At 57.6% G+C, this 14,655-nt stretch carries 16 protein-coding genes; 7 read left to right on the top strand and 9 right to left on the bottom strand.

The features are described 5' to 3' along the window. The 7 genes from DU505_RS14985 to DU505_RS15010 form a co-directional block, all read left to right on the top strand. Positions 1 to 1,629 (top strand): OmpA family protein (locus DU505_RS14985; protein WP_114479802.1); only part of this gene is annotated, 1,629 nt, incomplete at its 5' end. 282 nt (positions 1,630 to 1,911) lie between these two features. Further along, a complete protein-coding gene (locus DU505_RS22395) occupies positions 1,912 to 2,103 on the top strand; it encodes a hypothetical protein (protein ID WP_147273088.1) in 192 nt (63 codons plus the stop codon). Between the two features lie 57 nt (positions 2,104 to 2,160). Then, positions 2,161 to 2,991 carry an SH3 domain-containing protein gene (locus DU505_RS14990; protein WP_114479803.1) on the top strand — a complete coding sequence of 277 codons (831 nt, stop codon included), beginning with the start codon at positions 2,161 to 2,163 and terminating at the stop codon, positions 2,989 to 2,991. A gap of 31 nt (positions 2,992 to 3,022) precedes the next feature. Continuing rightward, complete coding sequence (locus tag DU505_RS14995; RefSeq protein ID WP_114479804.1) at positions 3,023 to 3,688, top strand: hypothetical protein; 666 nt, start codon at positions 3,023 to 3,025, stop codon at positions 3,686 to 3,688. After that, positions 3,685 to 4,404 (top strand): hypothetical protein, encoded by a 720-nt coding sequence (locus tag DU505_RS15000; RefSeq protein ID WP_114479805.1) that lies wholly within the window; start codon positions 3,685 to 3,687, stop codon positions 4,402 to 4,404. The genes DU505_RS14995 and DU505_RS15000 overlap by 4 nt, the downstream gene beginning before the upstream one ends. A 32-nt stretch (positions 4,405 to 4,436) precedes the next feature. Continuing rightward, the gene (locus tag DU505_RS15005; protein WP_114479806.1) at positions 4,437 to 5,468 is read left to right on the top strand and encodes a hypothetical protein; all 1,032 of its coding nucleotides are present in this window, start codon (positions 4,437 to 4,439) and stop codon (positions 5,466 to 5,468) included. A 2-nt stretch (positions 5,469 to 5,470) separates the two neighbouring features. Further along, a complete protein-coding gene (locus tag DU505_RS15010; RefSeq protein WP_479688576.1) occupies positions 5,471 to 5,779 on the top strand; it encodes a GFA family protein in 309 nt (102 codons plus the stop codon). A gap of 14 nt (positions 5,780 to 5,793) precedes the next feature. On the opposite strand, the gene DU505_RS15015 is transcribed toward DU505_RS15010, so the two are convergent. The 9 genes from DU505_RS15015 to DU505_RS15055 all read right to left on the bottom strand — a co-directional run bounded on the left by DU505_RS15015 (position 5,794) and on the right by DU505_RS15055 (position 14,403). Continuing rightward, positions 5,794 to 6,315, bottom strand: a complete 522-nt coding sequence (locus DU505_RS15015) for a methyl-accepting chemotaxis protein (protein ID WP_245947983.1) — start codon at positions 6,313 to 6,315, stop codon at positions 5,794 to 5,796. Positions 6,316 to 6,405: 90 nt separating this feature from the next. After that, a complete protein-coding gene (locus DU505_RS15020; protein WP_114479808.1) occupies positions 6,406 to 7,851 on the bottom strand; it encodes a uracil-xanthine permease family protein in 1,446 nt (481 codons plus the stop codon). A 388-nt stretch (positions 7,852 to 8,239) separates the two neighbouring features. After that, a complete protein-coding gene (folD, locus tag DU505_RS15025) occupies positions 8,240 to 9,100 on the bottom strand; it encodes a bifunctional methylenetetrahydrofolate dehydrogenase/methenyltetrahydrofolate cyclohydrolase FolD (protein ID WP_220250802.1) in 861 nt (286 codons plus the stop codon). A 14-nt stretch (positions 9,101 to 9,114) separates the two neighbouring features. Next, complete coding sequence (purU, locus tag DU505_RS15030; RefSeq protein WP_114479810.1) at positions 9,115 to 9,990, bottom strand: formyltetrahydrofolate deformylase; 876 nt, start codon at positions 9,988 to 9,990, stop codon at positions 9,115 to 9,117. Positions 9,991 to 10,131: 141 nt separating this feature from the next. Then, a complete protein-coding gene (locus DU505_RS22910; RefSeq protein WP_245947985.1) occupies positions 10,132 to 10,305 on the bottom strand; it encodes a hypothetical protein in 174 nt (57 codons plus the stop codon). Between the two features lie 13 nt (positions 10,306 to 10,318). Next, on the bottom strand, positions 10,319 to 10,609 hold the full coding sequence (locus DU505_RS23045; protein ID WP_340148279.1) for a methylenetetrahydrofolate reductase C-terminal domain-containing protein: 291 nt from the start codon (positions 10,607 to 10,609) through the stop codon (positions 10,319 to 10,321). A 122-nt stretch (positions 10,610 to 10,731) separates the two neighbouring features. Further along, the gene (locus tag DU505_RS15040; RefSeq protein ID WP_181872840.1) at positions 10,732 to 11,901 is read right to left on the bottom strand and encodes a glycine cleavage T C-terminal barrel domain-containing protein; all 1,170 of its coding nucleotides are present in this window, start codon (positions 11,899 to 11,901) and stop codon (positions 10,732 to 10,734) included. Between the two features lie 418 nt (positions 11,902 to 12,319). Next, the gene (locus DU505_RS15050; protein WP_245947987.1) at positions 12,320 to 12,802 is read right to left on the bottom strand and encodes an Lrp/AsnC family transcriptional regulator; all 483 of its coding nucleotides are present in this window, start codon (positions 12,800 to 12,802) and stop codon (positions 12,320 to 12,322) included. Positions 12,803 to 12,978: 176 nt separating this feature from the next. Further along, on the bottom strand, positions 12,979 to 14,403 hold the full coding sequence (locus DU505_RS15055) for a dihydrolipoyl dehydrogenase (RefSeq protein WP_181872841.1): 1,425 nt from the start codon (positions 14,401 to 14,403) through the stop codon (positions 12,979 to 12,981). Positions 14,404 to 14,655: the final 252 nt, after the last annotated feature.

A 14,655-nucleotide genomic window follows, 5' to 3' on the forward strand; every position in this document is an offset into this window, starting at 1 on the left:
GACGCCCTGGCGGAGCAGGAGGCTACCGAGCAGGCCGAAGCCGACGCCCTGGCAGAGCAGGAAGCTACCGAGCAGGCCGAAGCCGACGCCCTGGCCGAGCAGGAGGCCACTGAGCAGGCCGAAGCCGACGCCCTGGCAGAGCAGGAAGCCACCGAGCAGGCCGAAGCCGACGCCCTGGCGGTGCAGGATGCCACCGAGCAAGTCGAAGCCGATGCCTTGGCCGAGCCGGAAGCCACCGTGCAGGGCGAAGCGGACGCACTCGTTGAGCAAGAAGCCGATCAGGCCGAAGCCGATGCCCTGGCCGAGCAGGAGGCCACTGAGCAGGCCGAAGCCGACGCCCTGGCTGAGCAGGAAGCCATCGAGCAGGCCGAAGCCGATGCCCTGGCCGAGCAGGAAGCCGCCGAACAGGCTGAAGCCGACGCCCTCGCGGAGCAGGAGGCCGCAGAGGAGGCCGAGGCACGCTCCGTCGCCGAGCAAGAGGCCATCGAACAGGCCGAAGCCGATGCACTGGCCGAGCAGGAGGCCAGTGACAAGGCGGATGCGGAAGCTCTGGCTGAGGCCGAAGCCGACGCCCTGGCCTCTGCCGCCGCCCTTGAGACCCAGGAAGCCAGTGAGACATCCGAAACGGTCGTGACTGCGGATACTACGCGTACCAGCGACGAAGAGGCCCAGGCCACGACGGCGTCAGAAGCCGATGATGACGACAACCAGATATGGAAATACCTGGGAGCCGCCGCAGTAGGTGCTGTCGCAGGCGCCTTGATCCCCCAGCTCGGTGGTCGGGTCGTCGAGAATCAAGGCGACCGCATGATCGTTGAGCGCGACGGCGAGCTGCATGTTCGCAAGGACGAGAATCTCCTGTTGCGTCGTCCTGGAGTAACCGAGACTACCGAATCCTTTGCCGATGGCATCACCCGCTCCACCGTCACTCGAGAGGATGGCAGCCGGATCGTGACCGTTCGTGATTCCGGTGGCTTCGTCCTCAAGCGCACTCGCTATCTACCCGATGACACCGCTATCGTGCTGATCGACGAAACGGTCAAGGCCGATAGCTGGGTGTCTTCCGTCGACCTCGAGGAGTCCCTGCCACCCCTGCGCTACGACATGCCGGAAGAACGCTACGTGGTCGAATACCGGCGTGCAGATGAGGACATCCTGCGCGAAGCACTGCTGGCACCGCCGGTACAGGAGTTCGATCGGGCCTTCACGCTCCGTCAGGTGCGCGAAAACTCACGAGTCCGAGACATGATGCCGCGTATTGATCTCGACGTTATCCAGTTCGCGACCGGCTCGTCGGCCATTCAGCCCTCCGAGGCCGAAGCGTTGAGGCTGATCGGGAACACCATGGCCGACATCATCGAGCAGCACCCGGACGAGATTTTCCTGGTCGAAGGCCATACCGACGCCGTGGGATCGGAGCTGATGAATCTCGGGCTGTCCGATCGGCGAGCAGAAGCCGTTGCCCTGGCACTGACCGAATACTTCGCCATTCCCCCGGAAAACCTGATCGTACAGGGCTATGGTGAACGCTATCTGAAACTGGATACGCAGGGTCCCAGCCAGGTAAACCGACGCGCGAGCGTCCGGCGCATCACCCCGCTGATCGATTCAGGATTGGTCAGCCTCTAGAAAGCCAGCACCGGAATAGCCGACAGACAATGCGCTCTGTCGGCTTTCTTGTAACGTCGTTTCCATAGGGCGCCCTAAGGCGATGATGGCAACGACTTCGGCGCCTATGGGTACTTTCTTTCGTGTGTGGGTAAAGGATGCCCACTGCGTGGCCCACGCGGTTGCCTTTCCTTTCATCGGATTCCATTGGCTCGATACATGGGAGGAATCATTTTTCAGTGCTACGCTGAAACGTAAGTCAACATAAAGATACAGCCGTACACACAGGCAGGGAGCGCCCGCATGGAAAGGGATTCCTTTCAGGCTTGCATTTCCCTGCACCCGTATAACCGCCGGCTGCAGGTGAAGCTTGGCGGCACACTTCTCGATGACACCAGCTGTGTCATCGAGCTGCGTGAACGCGGCGCCGCGCCTGTGCCTGCTGCATCCGGAACAACGCTTGTGGTTTTTTCAATGGAAGGTCAGTCCTGTTGAGTAAAGGTACATCGCGCGTGGCTTGGCTACGCTTCGGAAGGCGTAGAGGGGGTGCTGATGCGTGGGATGGTGCAAATCCTGGTGGCTGGATATTTCTCGCTGGCCACTGTGCTGGCGGCTTCGGCAGCCCCGGTCCTGGTGCAGGGTGAGGAGGTAGGGCAGGGCGTGCTTCGCGTGCGGAGCGGCGAGTGCTTCGCTATCGTGCCGGAACATGTGATCGGTTTCGGACTGGGACTCAGCGTGATGTCGGCGGGTCGCGTCTGGGCGCCGGCCTCGCTTGAGACCACCTACGGTGACGACATCGCGGTGATACGGGTGGCATCGCAAGGCAAGATCACCTGTGGTACGGGCTGGCCGGTAATCGATAGCCTTGATGCCACTCTGACCGACGCTGTTTCGCGCAGCCGCCAGGGAGCGATCCTACGGGTGCGTGAAACAGGCGGCATCGTTTCTTACCCCGTGCACTTCACTGGGGTGGATGATCGCCATGTGGAGGTGAGGCCGGTCGATCAGGTGGACGAGGCCTTCAAGGGTGTCAGTGGTTCGCAACTGCTGTTGGATGGCATGCCGGTCGGCATGGTGCTCGCGATAGAGGATGGCGTGGTAAGAGCCTATCGCCATGATGCCCTCAGCCATTTAGTGGCACGGTTCTTTCAGGCTTCCGGTCCGAGCCAACTTCCAGCATCACAGTTGCCGGTGGAACCCCATGACGGCGTGGCCATTGTCACAGAAAGAACGGCTATCCGTGAGGAGCCCAGCCAGTGGTCCCCCGTGGTGCGCTGGCTGAGCGTGGGTCAAAGCGTCGAAATAACTGGCAAGGTGACGGGGCTGCCATGGTGGCAAACCCGAGAAGGCTACGTGCGAGTGCGCAATACCACTGCGCGCTGACAACAACAATAAACCTGCGTGAGAGGTGCTCATGAAATATTTCCGTGTCTGCTGGATCAGCTTGGTTCTGGCTCTGGGCAGTGCGCCGCTAATGGCGTTAGATCTAGCTAGTCTCGAGGCAGCTCAGGAACGGGCCGGGATCATTGAGCGGGTGAGTAACCTGCTTGCCGACGATAGTGCCGCGGTCCGACTAGCGGTATTCGAGGAAGTAATGAACGGGGAGGATCCGCTACTGCGCAGCATGGCCATGGAGACGGCCCTAAGTAGTGATGACGAGCGGCTGCAGACCGCTGGGCTGCGTCAGCTGATTCACAGCCGGGACTTTCTGGTTGTCGAACTGGTGGAGCCAACTCAGGCCAGCCAGGCCCAAGCGTATACTTACAGCTTGTACCGTGAGCTCACCCTTGCTGACTTGAGGATCAATTCTGCAACTGACGAAATTACCGGAAATTTCCGAACCGCGTCCGTTAGAAATAACGACTTCGTTGGCCAGTTGACACGCGGAGGACTGCAAATTGAATTAAAAAGCCATCGACGTGGCAACTTGCACCAATACAATTGCACACTGGCATTGAATGAGCTTTCCGGCGTTGAATTGGCTGGGGTGCTGGACTGCTCCATAGGTGGTCAGTACACAGCAGAGGATAATGCTGACGGTAACAGTGCCAGACTGCCGGTACGGATCCACTTGTCATGACTGTGTGGTGGAGCCTTGGATTAGGCCTGCTGTTAAGCAGCCTGGCGTATGCTCAGCCGCTTCCCGAGAGGGAGGTCACTGCCCGTATGGTGGATGAGGGCTTCTCCTCCGCTGTGCCGGTTTCGGGACGGCCGCTTGCGGGCGCGATGTTCGAGCAACGTGGGAAACCCAGTGGCAAGGAACTCTATGTGTGGGTGCCGGGCGGTCTGGGTATCAGGGATGCCGAGCTCTGCCTGTCGCTGTTGGCAAGAGATGGGCGTTATACAGGATTGCTGAGGGCACCCCTAGAAGCGGATGAAACCCCCTTCCTGCTACGGGTGACGTTCGAGAGCCGCGAGCCGGTCTTCTATGCCGAGGATCGTTCAGGCGTGCTGGCGGCCCTGGCGGAAGTGAAGCAGAGCTGTGACCCTGGGGAACCTGTCCAGCATATCCTGCCCGTTTCCTGGGAACGACCCGAGGAAGCGCAGCGGTTGGCCATCATGATCAACAGCAGCCGTATGCAGGCATTTCTTGTTGTTCCTTACCAGAGTGGGGCACCGCAAGCCATTGAATGCGAGCTCATAACGGACCCTCAGCGTATCGCCTTCGACCGACAATGCCTGATTGATATTGCTGAGCTTCGCGACCACGGTGAACCGCTATTCAACCAAACGGAACTGGTTCGTCTAAGGGGACCCAACCGTGCCCCGCCAGTTCCTTTCCCCTTAGCGCCATGAAACCACCGAAGCTGCTCTCTTCCGTTAATCGCATGATTGCCGCGATTATGACCTCTCCTGCAAGAGCTCGAAATCTGGGCCGCCCAGTCATTGGCCTGATCCTTACTTTGGTACTGCTTCCCGGGGTGGTCTATGTGTTGGCCGAGTCGCTACGTAAGCCCAGCACATTCCATATCGCCGCAGATACGGAAGTGCTGGAAATGGTGACGACGGGGGTCAGTGCCACGCGTTGGTACATTCAGCAGGCGGATGCCATGCTGGGGGCTGCGGATCCCCTGAGCCAGCAGCCCCTGGATTCATTTCCGTTCAGCGGTCTAGTGGAGATTGGACCCCGCTCGAACGTGCGGATGGTGCGCTACGGCAACGGCCCATTGCAAATTACGCTGCAGGAACATGAATCGAGTGCGCTGGAATCTTCCGGTTCATTGTTCAATGCTCACGATGGCACACTGCAGGGAGAAGCAACGCAAGAAGAGGCAAAGGAACTGACTCGTGCGATTCCAGTGGTTACGTTGGAGAATCTATCGTCTCAACCGACCACTTGGCACTGGGAAGATACCGCTTCACTTAACGTCCATATTGAGGAACTCCCTGTCAGTGGTAGCTTACTGGCGGTCGGTGCCATTGGCAGTGAGACTTATGCAGCCTCGGTGGGCGAGCCACCACCGGTACTGCGAGCAGGCCGTGTGATAGTGATGGAGAAACGGTTGCTTTCGGACTTGCGCTATCCCGTGATGGAATTGGACCTACAGCTGGGTGATGAGGTCTATGTCATGGATGCCAACGGCAATCCGGCTGATACGGCCTGCGTATTCTCCGTAGTTGGACAACAGGGGCCAGGTATTGAAGTTGCTTGCCATGCCACCGGGAAAACGTTACAGGTTAGCCGATTCGGTGGGCATGTTGTGAGAATGGAGCCGGGGCCATGGGATATGATCCTTGCTGAGCCTACACTTCAGGCAATGATACCGCTGCTTTTCTCATTGATTTACTTGTTGCTGCAGTGGCTAATGAGGTTGATTTTTCCTCGCCGCATTAAATCTCCCGATACAATGAAGGAGTAATAATAACTGGGCCCACTGCTTCTTCAAGGGGGAATGCGGTGTACAACTTCTCCGATTTTTGCATCACCTTGGGCGCTGAATACCTGAAGGAGTATCGCGCCACGCCGAACAAGGCGCGGGTGTGTTGTTCGGCGTGTGGTAGCCCGCTCAACAGCGCCCGCGACGACGCTCCCGAGGTCAAGCGGCTACGGCTGGGCACCCTGGATACTCCGATATCGCCCAGCAATCGCTACCACGCCTGGGTTTCCTCCAAGGCGGAGTGGTTCGAACCGGCCGATGAGATGCCCAAGTTTTCTGAGTTTCCGCGCTAGAGCAACGACAACAATTAACCAGCGGCATAGCTCGTCTGGCCCGCCAGCCTTGGCACGTGCTCCGCTGTGAGGGAGCCCACTGAATGGGACGGCAGGCTGGCGGGCTCCTGAGATCTGTCTGCCAGTTTGAATCGCGCGACGGCTTCATCGAGACGCTGCGCTTCGGCCTGAAGCTGGCTTGCGGCCAGGCTTGCCTGTTCGACGAGCGCGGCGTTCTGCTGGGTGGTGTTGTCCATGTCGCCCACCGCGGTGTTGACTTCGCCGATGCCGGCGCGCTGCTCATTGGAGGCCACGGCGATCTCGTTCATCAGCTCGTTGACGCGCTGCACCGAGGCCATGATTGCGCCCATGGTGCTGCTGGCGCTGTCCGCCTGCTGGGTGCCGGCCTCGACCTGGCGCACGGAGGTCTCGAAGCTGCGCTGGCTGTGGTTGACCGCATAGAGTCCCATGGCGCTCAGCGCAATCAACAGGGCGAGAAACGCGAGCAGGACCAGCGTCCAGCTCATTTTCACGGAAAGATGGCTCAGGCTTTTCACTTATGACTCCTGGTGGCCCCGGGGCAGGGCTCGAGTTGCATCGCGATGAGGTGAGTCGCTCAGCCCGCCGGTGGCCGGGCTGAACCGACCTCAGGTGTTGCTGGCCGTGCCAGCCGAGCCTTCCTGGCGATGGGAGTCAGCGGCTGCTTCCCGGTCCTGAGTTGTACTGCAGTTGCTCTCCTCGTCGGCGCGGGCCATTTGCTCGCGCTCGCGCTCCTCGTCGGCCAGGCTGACCCGGGGCAGAGCGAGATTGAGGGTAAAGGCGGTAATGGCCGCGACCACGATGGGGGAGCCACCGATCACGCTCTGTATCCACTCAGGGAGCTGGGCTATCGCTTCGGGCACCTGTGAGATACCCAGGCTCAGGGCCAGCGCCAGGCCGACAATGGTCATGTTGCGCGCCGACAGCTCGTCCTTTATCAGCAGCTTGATGCCGGTCATGGTGATCATGCCGAAAACGATGACGGTCGCACCGCCGAGTACCGGGTAGGGGATGGTCGTCACCAGAGCGCCGAACTTGGGGCTCAACCCGGCCAGCAGCATGAAACCGCCGGCAAGCGCCAGCACGAAGCGGCTGATGACACGGGTCATCGCCACGATACCCACGTTCTGGCTGAAGGTGGCAGTCGGCAGGGCACCGAAGAAGGCGCTCAGCGTGGTGGTCAAGCCGTTGCCCAGCAGCCCCCCGGTGAGCTCGCGTGTCGTCAGCTCGCGGTTCATGCCCCCCACCGTAGTGGCCGAGAGGTCGCCGATGGTTTGCACGGAATTGATCACGCAGATGATCACCATGGCGATGATGGCCGAGGTGTGAAATTCCAGCTCGAAGGGCATGAACCGGGGCACCGCCACCCAGCCGGCATCGGCGACCGCGTCGAAGCTGACCATGCCGAGCAGCAGCGACAGCACGTATCCCACCACGATGCCGACGATAATGGCCGAGAGCTTCACCACCCCCCTGCCGAACTGCGAGGCGACCAGTACCGTCGCCAGGGTGACGAGGGCCACCAGCCAGTTGAGCGGTTCGCCGAAACTCGGGGCCTCGACGTTACCGCTGCCCGCCATGTAGCGCACCGCGATGTCATACAGCGACAGGCCGATCACCAGCACCACGGTGCCGGCCACCACCGGTGGGAACAGGTGGCGGATGTACTGGATGAAATAGCCCACCACCATCATGCAGATGCCGCCGATCAGCTGGGCACCGAGGATGCCGGCCAGGCCGTATTGGCCGCCTACGGCGACCAGGGTGGGCACATAGGCGAAGCCTACCCCGAAGATGGCGGGCAGGCGAGCGCCGAACTTCCAGGCGCCGTAGAGCTGGAAAAGCGTGCTGACGCCTGAGGCCAGCACCGCGATCTGGATCAGCAGTAGCCTCTCTTCCACGCTGGCACCCACGACCCCTGCAACGATGATGGGCGGGGTGATGACGCCGGCGATCATGGCCAGCACATGCTGAAGCGAGAGGGGCAAGGCCTTGCCCAGGGGCGGCCTGCCGTGAAAGTCAAAGATGGACGTATTGACCTGCTGCTTGGGCATGAGGACTTCCGATCTGTTCTTGGATTTGTAGTACATCTGCTAGCTGTGATGTCTACAGTATCTGAAAAAAATTGTATACTAGAAATATTTTTCACATACAGATCCGCCTCAGCACACGCATGGCTGGGCTGTTCCCCTTGGTGTGCTTGACGTCAGTCATCTCGATCAAGCTAGACTCGTCGAGTCGAACGATTCGATGTGGGATGGAGAGGGCGCCCCCCGGCCTGGGATGCACCAAAGCCAAGCGAGAACGCTAGGCCGAAGATGGTCGCCAGGCCGAAGATGGTCGATCGTCGTGGTGCTTTATGCGAGGTCCTCTGTTGTTGTTGTTGCTGTCGCGTCGTTTGGGGGACGCCGGGCACTCCTGGGGCGCGCGAGGGGCCAAAGGTCAGGCCAACTGATGTTTCGCTGCACGAGTCGTGTTCAAAAGCAGGCAGGCGATCGTCATGGGACCCACGCCACCGGGTACCGGTGTAATTGCGCCAGCGATGCGGGCAACCGATTCGAAATCCACGTCACCCACGAGTTTTCTCTTGCCATCGACATCAATGGCGTTGATACCGACATCAATTACCGTTGCACCAGGCTTGATCCAGTCAGCGTTGATGAACTCCGCCCGGCCGACCGCCGCCACCACAATATCGGCATTGAGGCACAGTGCTTCGATGTTCTGCGTTCGTGAATGTGCAATGGTGACAGTACAGTTTGCCTGTAACAGCAGTGCAGCCATCGGCTTTCCCACAATATTAGAGCGCCCCACCACTACGACATTTTTACCACTCAGGTCCGGATGGACCTGGCTCAGCATGATCATGCATCCTTGTGGCGTGCACGGCACTAGCGATGGCCGCCCAGAAGCAAGGGCCCCGACGTTTAGTGGGTGAAAGCCATCAACATCCTTAGCTGGATGGATGGAAGCTATCACCTCCTCGTCATTGAGATGTGAAGGCAGCGGCAACTGCACCAGAATGCCGTGCACCTTAGGGTCATTATTTAGATGATCGATAAGCTTATTCAGGACATCCTGGGTGCATTCGGCGTCAAGCCGGTGCGCGATAGAACACATCCCCGCTTCTTCCGCCCGTTTTACCTTGTTCCTCACATACACCTGGCTGGCGGGATCCTCACCCACCAGAACCACCGCCAGTGTCGGCACTATGTCATGTTCCGCCCTGAGTAGCTCGACTTCAGAGGCGACTTCTTGCAAAACCTGGTCCGAGAGCTGTTTTCCGTCAATTAATTGAGCCATCATGCCCTCTGCGTCTATTTGAAAATAACGGTTTTATTGCCCGAAAGAAACACACGGTTCTCTGTATGCAGTCTAACGGCGCTTGCTAGTGCTTTCGTTTCGGTATCGCGACCAAGGGCTACAAGTTCATCCGGGTAGTAAGCATGATTAACTGGTAGCACGGACTGTTCGATAATCGGTCCTTCATCCAGGTCTGCGGTCACGTAGTGCGCAGTAGCACCGATCAGCTTGACGCCACGCTCAAATGCCTGGTGATAAGGTTTGGCACCTTTAAAGCCGGGCAGAAAAGAGTGATGGATGTTGATGGCCCGGCCTTGCAGCTGCTCACATAGTTTATCAGACAAGACTTGCATATAACGCGCCAGTACCACCAGCTCGGTTTCGGTCTCGTTGATAATGTTGAGTAGCTCAGCCTCCTTTTCCAGTTTGGTTTCTGCTGTCACTGGCAGGTGAACAAAGCGAAAGCCTTCACGCTCAACTAGCGATTGGAGATCCAGGTGATTGGATACTACCGCGGTAATATCGATGTTCAGTTCGCCTTTGTGATAACGGTAAAGTAGATCGACCAGGCAGTGGTCAAACTTGGATACCATGATCAAGACTTTGGTCGGGTGGCTGACCTCATGCATCGCCCACTCTATGCCGTGCTTGTCTGCCAAGTCATTAAAGCCAGTGCGGATGTCTTCGAAGAAATAGCTGGAATCCGGAGAGATATTGAATAACGTCCGCAGGAAGAACTGGCCGCTGATCTTGTCATCGAATTGAGATAGTTCTGCGATATAGCCGCCGCGATCCGTAATATAAGATGCGATCCCAGCAACGATGCCAGGCGCAGTTTTGCAGCTGACAGTGAGAACGTATTGGTTGGAGTAGTCCGTGATTTGTCTCATGGCAGAAAGCCTTTATATATTGATGTTTTTGGTTGTTTCGCTGGCAGCAAGTTGATGTCTTTGGTATTGTTTATTCTGGCGTCAGGGCGAACTGTCTGGCGGGTCGTTCACTATTGTTATCAAGGCATGCATTAATTGAACTCACCTTGAGGCGTCCTTATGGTCCTGTGTCAGGTTCGAGGCGTTACGTGCTACACGCAGCCAGGACGAACTGCCCTTCCGGCTGTGATCAACGGGCAATTGCACCACATGGATCTTTTCGCCCCCTTTCATCTTCTGACTTCCATCCCAGGCTTCGACCCAGACACATCTCATCTCCGGCTTGACCTCACAATGGCCGTTGGCGCGTACCCCCCCCACAAGGACCGTTCCGCAAAGATTTAGGGCAGTTCATAGGGCATGACATTCCGGTAGAGCTGAGGATGCACTGACCACACATCTTGCAGTCGAACAGCAATCCCTTGCTGATTTTTTCCAGCACGCTGACCGGCATTTCTGCTCGCTGGTAGCCTATCGACTTCCAAAGCGGCTGCATCTTGACGATTACCGGTTCGAATATTCGGTATAGGCTCTCAAAAAAACTTGCGTGCCGTACGGCCCAAAGACGAATGGAATACATGTGTCTCTCCTTTCACGGCAATGTCACTGTGGAGCTGATCCCTGATCCCTGATCCCTGATCACCATTGGCGTCGTACAGCACTCGAACACAATTCCCGAATGCTCGCATAATGAGCTGGTATTCAAGCGGATATGGCGATTTTCTTTTTGGGGTCGAAGAAAGGTTTTTCGACCACAACAGCCTGCACGGGTCCAGATGCGGTTGGGATTTCCAGTTCAGTCCCGATCGCGGCATGCTCAGTGGCAACCATGGCCAGAGCAATATTCTGCTCAAGACGCGGGGAATAGACCGCAGACGTCACCTTTCCGACGGTTTCGCCATCTTTGCTAAGCGGCCAGAACCGGGTGTTGGGTCTTTTGAGGGGCGCCATGTCAATACGCAGCCCGACCTGCTTGCGACTCACGCCATTTTTACGGATGCGCTGCAATGCGGTCTTGCCGATAAACTCCGCCTCCATGTCCGGGTTCACCAAACGGTCCATCCCAAGTTCGTAAGGGTTGGTGTTGATGTCCGCGTCAGCGTGATAGGAGAGCATCCCACCTTCGATGCGGCGAATCGTAGAGGTATGACCAGGCTTCAGCCCAAAGGGCGCACCTGCAGCCATGATCTTTTCCCAGAGTTCGTCCCCTCGTGTGCCGTCACGCAGATAAAGTTCATAGCCAAGTTCGCTCGACCAGCCGGTGCGAGAGACAATCAGTGGGATGCCATCAAGCTCTATCTCGCGCAACCAGTAATAGCGCAGATCCATGATGCTCTCGCCAAAGAGTTTCTTCATAACCTCGCCCGAGTTAGGGCCTTGTAATTGCAAAGGAGAAACATCGGGTTCGCGGATGCTGATATCTAGCCCGGAATGAACCGCAACACCTTGCGCCCACAACAGAATGTCGCTGTCAGCCAGCGAGATCCAGAAGTGATTTTCTGCCAGCCGCAGGAGGATAGGGTCGTTCAGAATACCACCGTCTGCATTGGTGATGAGTATGTATTTACACTGTCCAACAGCCATTTCCGACAAATCACGCGGGGTTAGACTCTGCATGAATTTCGCCGCATCTGGACCTGTGATTTCTACCTGTCGTTCGCCGGCAACATCGCAAAGGATAGCCTCATTCACGAGATTCCAGAAATTCTGCTCCGGATCTCCGAAGTCACGCGGAATATACATGTGATTGTATACTGAAAAGCCTTTTGCTCCCCAGCGGACTGTTGCGTCAAAGTAGGGGGATTTTCGGATCTGCGTTCCGAACCCAAAGTCATCTTCTTTTTCTATGTTAGCTGAAGTAGCATTTGTCATTGTAATTACCTTTCGTGATGTGAAATTCAAGAGGCTGTTTGAACTGGCTGATACGCACCTCACTATAGACTCACATGGCTCTGTCAAGCGGTCTAAAATCACCGTTAATTAAAACTGAACAGGCCAGTTTTTTACGGACCGCAGACCGTTTGGTCCGGTTTATCCGAACAAGGCTTCGTCTCTTCCGCGTACGGGATCTTCGTGCCTGACCTGGTGGCCACCCTCGGCGGCCTGCCGTTGGGCGCCACCGGATGGCTATGGCTCTCGGTGGGTATCGCCGCTTTCGGCGGGGGTCTATCTCATGACCGGTATCTGACTGTTGCCGGCACGATTGTGGCTGGGGCCGGTACTACCCTTCATGGCGGTATCGCTGGGGCAGGCATTCGACTCGCCTGTCACCGATATCTGCGATCCCGGTTCAATGTCCTGATTCAGCCATCAAGCGGGAAAGTTTGGGGTGAGTCGACTTTATGTCTCTGGTTGCGATGTAGGTCATGTAGCGTTCGACCCCCAGCTCCGCCGAAAGAAGTTCGTCCATTACGTGCTGAAAGGCGGAAAGGCTGGGCGCGACGACTTTCAAGACGTAATCCATGCCGCCACCCGTGGCGATGCATTCGACGATCTCGTCCACCTGGCGGATATAGGCCTCGAAGCGTTCGAAAGCCGATTTTTGATGCCCCTTAAGCGAAACGGTCACGATGACTTTCGAGACATCCACGATCCTGTCCAGCGAGATGTCCGCATGATAGCCACGTATCAGGCCCGCTTCCTTCAATCGGTTGAAACGAATCCAGCAGGGCGTCGGAGAAAGGTTGACCAGCTCTGACAGCCTTGTCTTGCTGAGCTGCCCGTGCTGCTGCACTGCGGACAGAATACGCATGTCCGCAGCATCAATAGTCATTTTCCTCATGTATTCTCAGCCTCTTGTGTGATTCCCGAAGGAGGGGCCGTCGTCGTTTCATGTGGATCTGGCCTGAGTGCACAGTTTAGATCGTTGCGATGGAATTGGCCTCGTGACGGTCGACACATGGACTGATCGAGATGCTGCGTATTCCTCGCCATGATGAATGAGTCGGGTCAATGGCTCATGTTTTCGGCTGCGTAGCGCCTGCACTTGTCCCGGGCGTCGATCAAGACGTCGCGTAACAGCTCTTCGGCGCTGGGATGGTAGACCGGCATCGACAGGACCTGCTCGGCCGTCATGCCGTGCGTGATGGCCAGGGCAAGCAGGTGTGCCAGGTGTTCGGCCTTGTACCCAAGCAACTCGGCTCCCAGTATGACGCCGGTTTTCGCGTCCAGATAGACTTGGATGCGCCCTTGGACCTTGTTCCAGACCACATGGCGAGGACTGGTAAACGGCAGGTCGCCAATGACGATCTCCTGGCCTTCAAGTTGCCGGAAGCTCTGGCCGATGGTGGCGATCTGGGGATCGGTGAAGGCCACCATCAACGGTGGTCTGCGCGTTGCAGGCACCGGATTCGGAAAGCTCAATGCATTATCGGCGGCGATACGCCCCTCGTCGAAGGCCTCGTGCCACAATGGCAGGTGGTCGGTCACATCGCCGGCGATAAAAATCGGAAGATCCGAGCAGCGCATCGTCTGCGGATCGAAGGTCACAGCGCCTGATTCGGTGACTTCCACGCCCGTATGCTCCATACCCAACCGGTCAACGTTGGGGGTCCTCCCCGTGGCAACGAGTACCCTGTCGAACATCCTGGTGAGCCGCTGTCCATTCGATTGCTCATACTCGATCCAGGCGCCTTCAACGTCCTCCCGGGTACATACCACCCGACCCACGGGGTAGATATCCAGTTCGGCGCCGAGGAGATCGAGCGCTTGCTGCTGCATGGCCGGATGGGTGAGGGCGTTGATCCTTCCGGAGCGGCCGAAAATTGTCGTCTCGACGCCCAGTCGATGGAGTGCCTGCCCCAGTTCCAGCGCAATTATTCCCGTACCGATCACGGCTATCGAGCGGGGCAGGTCCTCCAGCTCAAAGACCGTATCGCTGGTGAGGACGCGGGCCATTACGGGCTCGAACACCTCGCTGATCGCGGGCCTGGAGCCGCAGGCTAGGATGAACTTCTTCGCATTGACCTCGACAGACTCACTCACCCGGAGGCGGCCCGGTCCGATAAACCGGGCACGCCCTTCAAGCTTGTGGTGGGCCGGAATCTTGTCGACGTAGCGGAGATTGTTCGCGACAAATCGATTATCTCGCTCTCGGCGCAACCGTTCGAAGACCTTGCGGCCATCCACACGACCGGTTGCTGTCACCCCGAAAAACTCGCTGGTGTTCAAGTGGTGTGCACAATCGGCAGCGGTGATCATCAGCTTGCTGGGCATGCAGCCGACTCGTGCACAGGTAGTGCCGTAGGGACCATCCTGAATCATCACCAGGCTGTCGGTCTTGCGGCTGATCTTCGAGTAGGCGCCCAGCCCGGCGGTGCCGGCGCCGATGATTGCGTATTCAACATTCAAGGTCTTCATGGCAGATTCGCTCATGCGGCGCCTCATCGTATAAGGTGTTTTTCAAGTCATAACTTGGTGATTGAGGGTTGTCGCGAGGCTGCCGTAGTAATCTTGAATAGCTAGTGCTGTTTTAAGTGAGATCAATTAAATGTCGTCAGCCCAAAGCAGGCTATCCGGGCTCTTTCGATCGGTAAAGCGATAGATTCTAAGCGTTTAGGTTATTTTTTCTAATCCATGTGTGATGGGCTGTCGGTTCGGGACCGGTCTTGGTAGAAGTTTATGGCG

The sequence above is a fragment of the Billgrantia montanilacus genome (assembly GCF_003336675.1).
Lineage (GTDB): Bacteria > Pseudomonadota > Gammaproteobacteria > Pseudomonadales > Halomonadaceae > Halomonas > Halomonas montanilacus.

What these genes read in the sequence shown, in the direction of transcription:
- DU505_RS22395 (WP_147273088.1), top strand. Translation starts at nt 1,912, where the DNA reads ATGGAAAGGGATTCCTTTCAGGCTTGCATTTCCCTGCACCCGTATAAC.
- DU505_RS14990 (WP_114479803.1), top strand. Translation starts at nt 2,161, where the DNA reads ATGCGTGGGATGGTGCAAATCCTGGTGGCTGGATATTTCTCGCTGGCC.
- DU505_RS14995 (WP_114479804.1), top strand. Translation starts at nt 3,023, where the DNA reads ATGAAATATTTCCGTGTCTGCTGGATCAGCTTGGTTCTGGCTCTGGGC.
- DU505_RS15000 (WP_114479805.1), top strand. Translation starts at nt 3,685, where the DNA reads ATGACTGTGTGGTGGAGCCTTGGATTAGGCCTGCTGTTAAGCAGCCTG.
- DU505_RS15005 (WP_114479806.1), top strand. Translation starts at nt 4,437, where the DNA reads ATGATTGCCGCGATTATGACCTCTCCTGCAAGAGCTCGAAATCTGGGC.
- DU505_RS15020 (WP_114479808.1), bottom strand. Translation starts at nt 7,851, where the DNA reads ATGCCCAAGCAGCAGGTCAATACGTCCATCTTTGACTTTCACGGCAGG.
- folD (WP_220250802.1), bottom strand. Translation starts at nt 9,100, where the DNA reads ATGGCTCAATTAATTGACGGAAAACAGCTCTCGGACCAGGTTTTGCAA.
- purU (WP_114479810.1), bottom strand. Translation starts at nt 9,990, where the DNA reads ATGAGACAAATCACGGACTACTCCAACCAATACGTTCTCACTGTCAGC.
- DU505_RS22910 (WP_245947985.1), bottom strand. Translation starts at nt 10,305, where the DNA reads ATGAGATGTGTCTGGGTCGAAGCCTGGGATGGAAGTCAGAAGATGAAA.
- DU505_RS23045 (WP_340148279.1), bottom strand. Translation starts at nt 10,609, where the DNA reads ATGTATTCCATTCGTCTTTGGGCCGTACGGCACGCAAGTTTTTTTGAG.
- DU505_RS15040 (WP_181872840.1), bottom strand. Translation starts at nt 11,901, where the DNA reads ATGACAAATGCTACTTCAGCTAACATAGAAAAAGAAGATGACTTTGGG.
- DU505_RS15050 (WP_245947987.1), bottom strand. Translation starts at nt 12,802, where the DNA reads ATGACTATTGATGCTGCGGACATGCGTATTCTGTCCGCAGTGCAGCAG.
- DU505_RS15055 (WP_181872841.1), bottom strand. Translation starts at nt 14,403, where the DNA reads ATGAGCGAATCTGCCATGAAGACCTTGAATGTTGAATACGCAATCATC.